Source organism: Actibacterium sp., from assembly GCF_041584535.1.
Lineage (GTDB): Bacteria > Pseudomonadota > Alphaproteobacteria > Rhodobacterales > Rhodobacteraceae > Actibacterium_D.
Window position 1 is genome coordinate 1 of sequence record NZ_JBFHDW010000090.1, and the last position, 8,899, is coordinate 8,899.

Annotated in this window: 10 protein-coding genes; 5 read left to right on the forward strand and 5 right to left on the reverse strand. The window is 61.1% G+C overall.

The window, feature by feature from the left end; translation table 11 throughout:
• Positions 1-216 (reverse strand): helicase HerA-like domain-containing protein (locus ABYW26_RS06325; protein ID WP_372603943.1); only part of this gene is annotated, 216 nt, incomplete at its 3' end.
• Positions 217-665: 449 nt separating this feature from the next.
• Between ABYW26_RS06325 and ABYW26_RS06330 the strand changes: the two genes are divergently transcribed.
• Complete coding sequence (locus tag ABYW26_RS06330; RefSeq protein ID WP_372603944.1) at positions 666-1,328, forward strand: invasion associated locus B family protein; 663 nt, start codon at positions 666-668, stop codon at positions 1,326-1,328.
• 77 nt (positions 1,329-1,405) lie between these two features.
• On the opposite strand, the gene ABYW26_RS06335 is transcribed toward ABYW26_RS06330, so the two are convergent.
• The 4 genes from ABYW26_RS06335 to ABYW26_RS06350 all read right to left on the reverse strand — a co-directional run bounded on the left by ABYW26_RS06335 (position 1,406) and on the right by ABYW26_RS06350 (position 5,676).
• Positions 1,406-2,614, reverse strand: coding sequence for a beta-ketoacyl synthase (locus tag ABYW26_RS06335; protein WP_372603945.1), 1,209 nt, complete (start codon positions 2,612-2,614; stop codon positions 1,406-1,408).
• Complete coding sequence (locus ABYW26_RS06340; protein ID WP_372603946.1) at positions 2,611-2,877, reverse strand: acyl carrier protein; 267 nt, start codon at positions 2,875-2,877, stop codon at positions 2,611-2,613. The genes ABYW26_RS06335 and ABYW26_RS06340 overlap by 4 nt, the downstream gene beginning before the upstream one ends.
• Positions 2,878-2,909: 32 nt before the next feature.
• Entirely contained in the window at positions 2,910-4,001 is a 1,092-nt protein-coding gene (locus ABYW26_RS06345) for a UDP-3-O-(3-hydroxymyristoyl)glucosamine N-acyltransferase (RefSeq protein WP_372603947.1), read from the reverse strand.
• A 64-nt stretch (positions 4,002-4,065) separates the two neighbouring features.
• Complete coding sequence (locus ABYW26_RS06350) at positions 4,066-5,676, reverse strand: murein L,D-transpeptidase (RefSeq protein WP_372603948.1); 1,611 nt, start codon at positions 5,674-5,676, stop codon at positions 4,066-4,068.
• 318 nt (positions 5,677-5,994) lie between these two features.
• On the opposite strand from ABYW26_RS06350, the gene ABYW26_RS06355 reads away from it, so the two are divergent.
• From ABYW26_RS06355 to ABYW26_RS06370, 4 genes are all read left to right on the forward strand, one after another.
• Positions 5,995-6,558 (forward strand): YcbK family protein, encoded by a 564-nt coding sequence (locus tag ABYW26_RS06355; protein ID WP_372603949.1) that lies wholly within the window; start codon positions 5,995-5,997, stop codon positions 6,556-6,558.
• A 130-nt stretch (positions 6,559-6,688) separates the two neighbouring features.
• Positions 6,689-7,468: an exodeoxyribonuclease III gene (gene xth, locus ABYW26_RS06360; RefSeq protein WP_372603950.1), complete on the forward strand. Its 780-nt coding sequence runs from the start codon at positions 6,689-6,691 to the stop codon at positions 7,466-7,468.
• Between the two features lie 32 nt (positions 7,469-7,500).
• A complete protein-coding gene (gene mazG / locus ABYW26_RS06365) occupies positions 7,501-8,274 on the forward strand; it encodes a nucleoside triphosphate pyrophosphohydrolase (protein ID WP_372603952.1) in 774 nt (257 codons plus the stop codon).
• A 91-nt stretch (positions 8,275-8,365) separates the two neighbouring features.
• Positions 8,366-8,899, forward strand: a 534-nt coding sequence (locus ABYW26_RS06370; protein WP_372603951.1) for an extracellular solute-binding protein, incomplete at its 3' end; no start/stop codon positions are given.

Sequence of the window (8,899 nt, forward strand, 5' to 3'; positions counted from 1 at the left end):
CGCCGCCGCCAGCCCCGACAGATCGCCTTTGACATCCGACAGGAACACCGGCACCCCGGCGGAGGAAAAGCCTTCAGCCAGAATTTGCAGCGTCACGGTTTTCCCGGTGCCGGTGGCGCCGGCAATCAGACCATGGCGGTTGGCATAGCCCAGCAACAGGTTTTGCGGCACGCCGTAAGCTTCACCGCCACCTCCGACAAAAATCGTCTCACTCACGCGCTGTTCTCCTGTTTTCGGGCCTGCGTCCGGCCCCAAGATACAGTCTTAACCAATCTGTGCCAGACTCGGATATGTCCCCGGGGTTTCGGGACGGAACTTCCTCCCTGTCAGACTGGCCGCGCCGTGAAACGCGCGGCCTTTTTTTCGTGCGACGGCAACATGAATGCCGGCTCATAATTGTGTGTTGACGGCTAAATCCAAGTTTCGTAGCGTGCGGTCCATGACAATGTCGGCCAGTCCGGCAGGGAGAAAAACAAAATGAAAAAGGGTCGGCTTCCGGCCCTTTTTCTAATTTTGGCACAGGTCAGCACAGGGATTCGGCACGCGAGATCGGTTGCGGCACATTCCTGCCGACGATCAGGCCCGATCACACGGTTTCGACCTGACACTGCCCAGAGGCCATGTTACACCCCCGGCAACAGACGAAGTAATCGCAAAGGACCGATATGCGTGATCTGCTCAAAAGCCTGACCTGCGCCCTTGCTCTGGGGCTGGTTGCGGCCCCGGTTGTCGCTCAGGACACCACTGCCCCCGCGGCTGAACCGGCCACCACCACCACTGAGGCCACGGCGCCTGCCGCCCCGACCGAAGGCACGACGCCGGTCGATCCGACGATTTCGATGGGCACTCCTGTCGCCGAAGAAAGCAATATCGGACAGCCCTATACCCGCGATACGTTCGGGGATTGGACGCTGAACTGTGTGCACGCGCCGGAAGGTCAGAAAGACCCCTGCGCGATGTTCCAAAAGCTGTTCGACGACAAGGGCAACCCGGTCGCCGAGGTGACGATTTTCTATCTGATCAGCGAAAAAGGCGAACTGGCCGCGGCCACCTTTGCCACGCCGCTGGACACGCTGCTGTCGCAACAGCTGCGGCTGGTGGTGGATGAAAACGCTGAACAGCGCTATCCGTTCACCTTCTGCAACAAGTCCGGCTGCTATTCCCGCGTCGGGTTTAACGCCGACCAGATCAGCTCCTTCAAACGCGGCAGCAAGGGCACGGTCACGATCGTGCCGCTGGCGGCGCCGGACACGATGGTGGGGCTGAACATGTCGCTGAAGGGCTTTACCGCCGCCTTTGACGCGCTGGTTGCCGACGCCCGCAGCTGATCCAAAATCACCGAAAAGAAAAACCGCCGCGCGATCCCCTCGCGCGGCGGTTTTGTTTTTACGGATAAGACCCGGCCTTAAACCTTGCGCAGCGCCAGCACCGCGTTCAGCCCGCCAAAGGCAAAGGCGTTCGACAGCACCACATCGACATTGGCTTGCCGCGCCTCGTTCGGGACCACGTCCAGCGAACATTCGGGATCGTATTCTTCATACCCGATGGTCGGCGCAATCACCCCGTCACGCAGCGCCATCACGCAGGCCAGCAATTCGACCGCGCCGGTGCCGCCGATCAGGTGGCCATGCATCGACTTGGTGGACGAGATCATCAGCTTGTCGGCATGTGCGCCGAACGCATCGGCCACCGCCGCGCATTCGGTCTTGTCATTGGCCGCCGTGCCGGTGCCATGAGCGTTGATATAGCCGACCTCTTCGGGGTTGATCCGCGCGTCGCGCAATGCCCCCGAGATCGCCCGGGCCGCGCCCTGCTTGCTGGGCATCACGATGTCCGACGCGTCCGAGGTCATGGCAAAGCCGATCACCTCGGCCAGAATATCGGCGCCGCGCGCCTTGGCGTGCTCGTATTCCTCGAACACGAAGACCGCCGCGCCTTCGCCCTGAACCATGCCGTTGCGGTTGGCGCTGAACGGGCGGCAAGCGTCCTTGGACATGACCCGCAGACCTTCCCACGCTTTCACCCCGCCAAAGCACAGCATCGATTCCGATCCGCCGGTGACCATGGCCGGGGCCATGCCGCTGCGGATGAACTGGAATGCCTGCCCCATCGCGTGGTTTGACGACGCACAGGCCGTGGCCACGGTAAAGCTGGGGCCTTTGAGATTGTATTCCATCGAGACATGGCTACAGGCGGCATTGTTCATCAGCTTGGGCACGACGAACGGGTGGACCCGGTTCTTGCCCTCTTCGTAAACGACGCGGTAATTTTCGTCCTGCGTGGTCAACCCGCCGCCCGAGGTGCCCAGAACCACGCCCGACCGCGCGGCCAGCTCGCCCGAGAACGTCAGACCCGATTGCGCCATCGCTTGTTTCGCGGCCAGCAGGGTGAACTGCGTGAACCGGTCATACAGCGCGATTTGCTGGCGGTTGAAATGATCTTCGGGCACATAATCGCGAACCTGCCCGCCGATCTTGATCGACAGACGCTCGACGTCGCGGATTTTCAGTTCGCCAATCCCGCAGCGCCCCTCGGCCATGGCCGCCCAGGTCTGAGGCACATCATGGCCAAGCGCGTTGATCGTGCCTGCCCCGGTGATGACGACGCGCTTCATGCGGCTTGTTCGGCCACCAGCCCCTCGACTGCCTTGATGATCGCGGCCACCGACGAGATGTCGAAATCGCTTTCCGAGGGTTCATTGGCGTTGAACGGCACCTGAATGTCGAACGCCTCTTCGATTGCGAAAATGCATTCGACCAGGCCAAGGCTGTCGATCCCCAGATCGTCCAGCGTGCTTTCGGGCGTGACATCCGACACATCCATAACGGCCTGTTCGGCGATAATGCGGATCACGGTGTCTTTTACGGTCTCAGACATGGCTCATCCCTATCTCTGCCTTTGCCGGTGCTTTAGTCATTCTGCATCAGCTTTGAAACAGCTTTTTGCAACTCGGCCACTTGCGCCATCAACCGTGGCAAACGGCGCACGGCCTTATAGCTTTCTACATGGGTGTCCATTTTCACCCCGGGATAGCCCATCATGGCCCGGCCCGCAGGCACGTTCGACAGGATCTTGGTGCCGCCCCCGGCCACGACATCGTCGCCGATGGTGATATTATCGACGACCCCGACCTGACCGCCAAGAACCACGCGATTACCTAGGGTTGTAGAGCCTGCGATCCCGACGCCGGCGGCAAACAGGCAGTGATCGCCGATCACCACGTTATGCGCGACATGGACCTGATTATCCAGTTTACAGCCATTGCCGATGCGGGTGTCGCGGATCGTGCCTTTGTCGACGGTGGTGCAAGCGCCGATCTCGACATCGTTGCCGATCTGAACCGCGCCAAGCGAATGGATGCGGACCCAGCTTTGTTCTTTGACCTCGACCGCTTTGCCCATGGTTTCACGGGCCGATTCGACGGTGGATTTCTCGGGCGTGACAAAGGACAGACCGTCCGAGCCGATCACCGCGTTCGGTTGCGCGACAAGGCGGTCGCCGATGCGCACGCGCGAGCCGATGCGGACACCGGGCATCAACAGCGCGTCGTCACCGATATGCGCGTCTTCGGCGATCGAGGAATGCGAACCGATCCGCGCCCGAGCACCGATCCGCGCCCGCGCACCGATCACCACGAACGGACCGATCGCGGCACCGACGCCGATCAGAGCACTGGAATCGACGATTGCAGTCGGGTGAATGCCAGCGGCGATTTCCGGGCCGGGGTCCATCAGCGCCGTCAACCCGGACAGGGCGTAACGGGCGCGCGGCACGAACAATGCGGCGTCCAGCCCCATGCTCTGCCAGTCAGCACCTTCCCACAACACCGCCGCGCGGGCCTGACCCTGGGACAGGCCCTCGGCATATTGCGGCGACATCGCCAGTGCCAGATCGTCCGGTCCGGCCAGAGATGGTTCGGACACGCCCTGAATCATCAGGCTGGTGTCACCTTCGGCGCGCGCAGACAGCGCCTCGGCGATCTGCTGGATTGAATAGCCCATCTGCCCCCCATGCGGTTTTGCACATCCCGACGCCCAGACCGCCGGATGCTGTTACCGCGCAGGTTTAGCCCTGAACGGACCGCAGCGCCACCCCGGCCTTGGCCAGCGCATCGAAAATCAGTGCGTCACGACCGTAAACGTCACGGCGGAACTGGATCCGGCCTTTGGCATCGGTCAGCGCGGTGCGATAGATGATATGCACCGGCACATGTTGCTTCAGGTCGACCTGCGTTTCCTTGCCGGTGGCCAGCACCGATTTGAAATAGCCAACCGGATCGCTTTCCTGTTTCGACAACAGCGCATAGGCGAAATCGAACGGGTCATTCAGACGAACGCAGCCATGCGAGAACGCCCGGCTTTCGCGGCCAAACAGCGACTTGGCCGGCGTGTCATGCAGATAGATGTTATAACGGTTCGGGAACATGAACTTGACCAGCCCCAGCGCGTTGGAATTGCTGGGCGGCTGTTTCATGTCAAAGGGGAAATTCGCCGGGGTGAACTGGTTGAAATCCACCTCTTCACGGTTGACCGCGCGACCGCTGGCGTCGGTAATCCGAAGATGCCCGGCCGCGTTCGGGTTTTCCTTGAGCATCGGCAGATATTCTTTGGTCGCGATCGAGCGCGGCACGTTCCACGTCGGGTTCAGGATCATATGCTCCATGAAATCCGAGAATTCCGGCGTGCGGCGGTCCTTGCTGTTCGCCCCCACGACCGAGCGCGTCTGGAACACCACCCGGCCATTTTCGATGATCTTGGCGTGGAAATCGGTGATGTTGACGATGATATGGCGCTTGCCGCGGTCCGGTGTCATCCAGCGCTCGCGCTCCATCGCGACGATGATCTGTTGCAGGCGCACGGTGACCGGCAGGTTGATCTCGGTCAGGGTTGCCGCCCCGGCCACGCCATCGGACTCTAGCCCGTGGTCGATCTGGAACGCCTGCACGGCCTTCTGGATATCAGCGGTATAGGTCTGATCGGGGATGCGTTTCAGATAGCCCATGGCGATCAGCCGATTGCGCAGCGCCACGACCGGCGCGCCGCTGTCACCCGGCTCGATCTTTTTGCCGGGCACTTCGGCGCCCCAGCCGCCCTGCCCCAGCACCCGCTCAAGCCGCAGCTTTTCCGCCAGCAACGCGTTATATTCGGTGCTGGTCGGCAACAGCGCCTTGAGATAGGCGCGCGGCGAGCTTTGAGCGAAGGCTTCAATCTGGGCCAATCGGTTGCGGCGCGCTGGCACGCGTTTGATATCTTCGATGATCTGGCCCGGCGTCAGAATGCCAGTCTGGATATCCTGCGCATAGGCAAGGAACATGCGGCTGGCCTCAACCTCGACCCGGCCACGATCGCGCGGGCTGCGGGCCGACTGGAACATCGCCTCAAGTTCGTCCGCGTCATAGCGCGACACCGGCAGGCCATGGGTTCCGGCGCCTTCAAGCGCCCGCAGGAATTCGCGACGGCGGGTCGAATCCTTGCTGCCGGTCCAGAGCGGTTCGTAATTGCGTTCACGATAGAACTGCGACAACGCCGCATCCCGGGCGGCGGATTCCGCCACCGACTGTTTGAACGCTGTCACCTGCGCCCCGGCAGGCAGAGCGCCCGACAGAATCAAACCAAATACCGTCACCACGACCAGCCAAAGCGGGGACAGAGCGGGGCGTTTACCGGTCAGAACCATCGTCAAAATCCTCAAACTCGCGCATTTACCGTTTAATATTAGTATATTTTGGCCGGAAACCCAAAGTGTCCACTCACATTTACGCAATGTGACGCCGGGATGGCGCAGGGTGTCACTTCGCAGCCGCAGTAGAACGGGAAACCCACAGTTTCCTAAAATTTGGGCAAAATATCGCCTATTCCCCTTGAACATCGTCCTGATGCCACAGCTTGGGCTTGGCCGACGATTCGAATTATGGCATAGAACCCATGCATCTGGGGATGACAACGTGAGAATGCCGCGAAAAAGCGGTCTCATAACGATGGGGCAGGCGCAGAAATGACCTTGAAAACCGGTTTTACACGGCGTGGATTGCTTGGTGCATTCGCCGCCACGGCAGTTGTTGCGGCTCCGACCTATTCCAATGCTTTCGGATTGCTACGCGGCGCTGGCGATATTCGCCGCATTTCCATGTATTCGGGCCGCACCGGCGAAAGCATCGACATGATTTATTGGGTCGAAGGCGAATACATCAAAGAAGCTGCCAAGGAAATCAACTACTTCATGCGCGACTGGCGCCAGGATGCGGCGACCAATATGGACCTGCGGACGATCGACATCGCCGCCGCCAGCCATCGCCTGATGGACACGGACGAGCCTTATATGCTGCTGTCCGGCTATCGCACCCCCGAGACCAACGCCATGCTGCGGTCGCGCTCGAGCAAGGTCGCGAAGAATTCGCTGCACATGGAAGGCAAGGCCAACGACCTGCGGCTGAAGTCGCGTTCGGTCAACCAGATCTTCAAGGCCGCCTCGGCCTGTGGGGCGGGTGGTGTCGGGAAATACTCGCGCTCGGACTTTGTGCACATGGATTGCGGCGCGGTGCGTCACTGGGGCAGCTAAGCCCCCTTACCCTTGCTGAATTTTCAGGCGCCGGTCCATTTGGGTCGGCGTTTCGCGTTTGGTCGGTCGGGCATGGACTTTCTGGCCTCCGGCGGGGATATTTCCGCGAAGAAGAAGCAAAAGGCCGGGCATGAAAATCGCGACATTCAATATCAACGGCATCAAGGCCCGCGCGGCGGCGCTGCCAGAGTGGCTGGACGAGGCGCAGCCCGACGTAGTGCTGTTGCAGGAAATCAAATCCATCGACGAGAATTTCCCGCGCGAGCTGTTCGAAGAGCGCGGCTATAACGTCGAAACCCACGGGCAGAAATCGTTCAACGGCGTGGCGATCCTGTCGAAACTGCCGCTGGAGGATGTCAGCCGTGGCCTGCCCGGCGATGACGAGGACGAACAGGCGCGCTGGATCGAGGCCACCGTGGTTGGCCGTCAGGCGATCCGGATTTGCGGGCTGTATCTGCCGAATGGCAACCCGGCGCCGGGGCCGAAATTCGACTATAAGCTGGCGTGGATGGAACGCCTGCAAGCGCGGGCGCAGGAATTGCTGACGGCCGAGGAACCGGCGCTGATGGCCGGGGATTACAACATCATCCCGCAGGACGAGGACGCCGCCCGTCCCGAAGTCTGGCGTGACGATGCGCTGGCGCGCCCCGAAAGCCGCGCCGCCTTTCGCCGCATTCTGAATCTGGGATTCACCGAGGCATTTCGCGCCCGGAATGCCGCGCCGGGGCAGTATTCGTTCTGGGATTATCAGGCCGGCGCGTGGAACCGGAATGACGGCATTCGCATCGACCATTTCCTGCTGAGTCCACAAGCGGCGGATCTGTTGCTGGACTGTCAGATCGACAAGGACATTCGCGGGCGGGAAAAACCGTCGGACCATGTGCCGGTCTGGGTGGAGTTGGACCTGTGAGCGACGATCTGATCCACAACCCCAAGGGCGGGATGCCGCGGCTGTTGGAAATCATGCGGCGTTTGCGCGATCCCGAAACCGGCTGTCCGTGGGATATCGTACAGAGCTTTGCCACCATCGCCCCCTACACGATCGAAGAGGCCTATGAGGTCGCCGATGCGATCGAGCGTCAGGCCTGGGACGAATTGAAGGGGGAATTGGGCGATCTTCTGTTCCAGTCAGTGTTTCACGCCCAGATGGCTGACGAGGCCGGGCTGTTCAGCTTTGACGAGGTCGCTGACACCATGTCGGACAAGATGGTCGCCCGGCATCCGCATGTGTTTGGCGATGAAAGCCGCGATAAATCGGCCGAGCAGCAGACCCGCGATTGGGAGGCGATCAAGGCCGCCGAGCGTGCTGGCAAGGCGCAGCAGGGCACGCTGGATGGGGTGGCTGTCGGGCTGCCGGCACTGCTGAGGGCGGTCAAGTTGCAGAAACGCGCGGCGCGGGTCGGGTTCGATTGGCCCCATGCCGGGCATGTCATCGACAAGATCGTCGAAGAGGCGCAGGAATTGCGCGAGGCCACCGATCCCGAGCATCAGAAAGAGGAATTCGGAGATCTTTTGTTCGTGATGGCCAATCTGGCGCGGCATCTGCACATCGACCCGGAAGAGGCCTTGCGCGCCGCCAATGCGAAATTCATCCGTCGTTTCGAAGGGATAGAGGCCCGTCTGGCCGCCATCGGCAAGCGCCCCGAGGACAGTGATCTGGCCGAAATGGATGCGCTTTGGGATGCGGTCAAAGTCGATGAACGGGCAGGAAAGTAGCGGCGCGAAATAGCTGATTAAAAAATTCAGGTATTGACCCGACAAAAACACTCGGGTTAAACGCAGCCAAGCGACAGAACAGGAGTTACCCATGTCTCGCCTTTCCAATACCGTGTTTGCCGTGGCTGCGCTGGCGACCGCCCTGCCCGCGATGGCCGATGTGAACATCTATTCCTATCGTCAGCCTGAATTGATCCAGCCGCTGCTGGACGCTTTCACCACCGAGACCGGGATCGAAACCAATGTGTCGTTCATCGACAAGGGTCTGGTCGAGCGTCTGCAAGCCGAGGGCGCGCGGTCGCCCGCCGATCTTATCCTGACTGTCGATATTGCCCGTCTGGCCGAAGCGGTGAACGGTGGCGTGACCCAGCCGGTGAACAGCGAGATCCTGACCGCGAATATCCCGGTCGAGTTCCGCGACCCCGGCAATCAGTGGTTCGGCATCACCAGCCGCGCCCGCATCGTTTATGCCGCCAAGGATCGGGTCGATCCGTCGGACGTGACCACCTACGAGGATCTGACCGATCCGAAATGGCAAGGCCGGATCTGCACCCGCTCGGGCGCGCATAGCTATACGCTGGCGCTGGTCGCGGCGATGATCGCGCACCACGGCGAGGACTATACC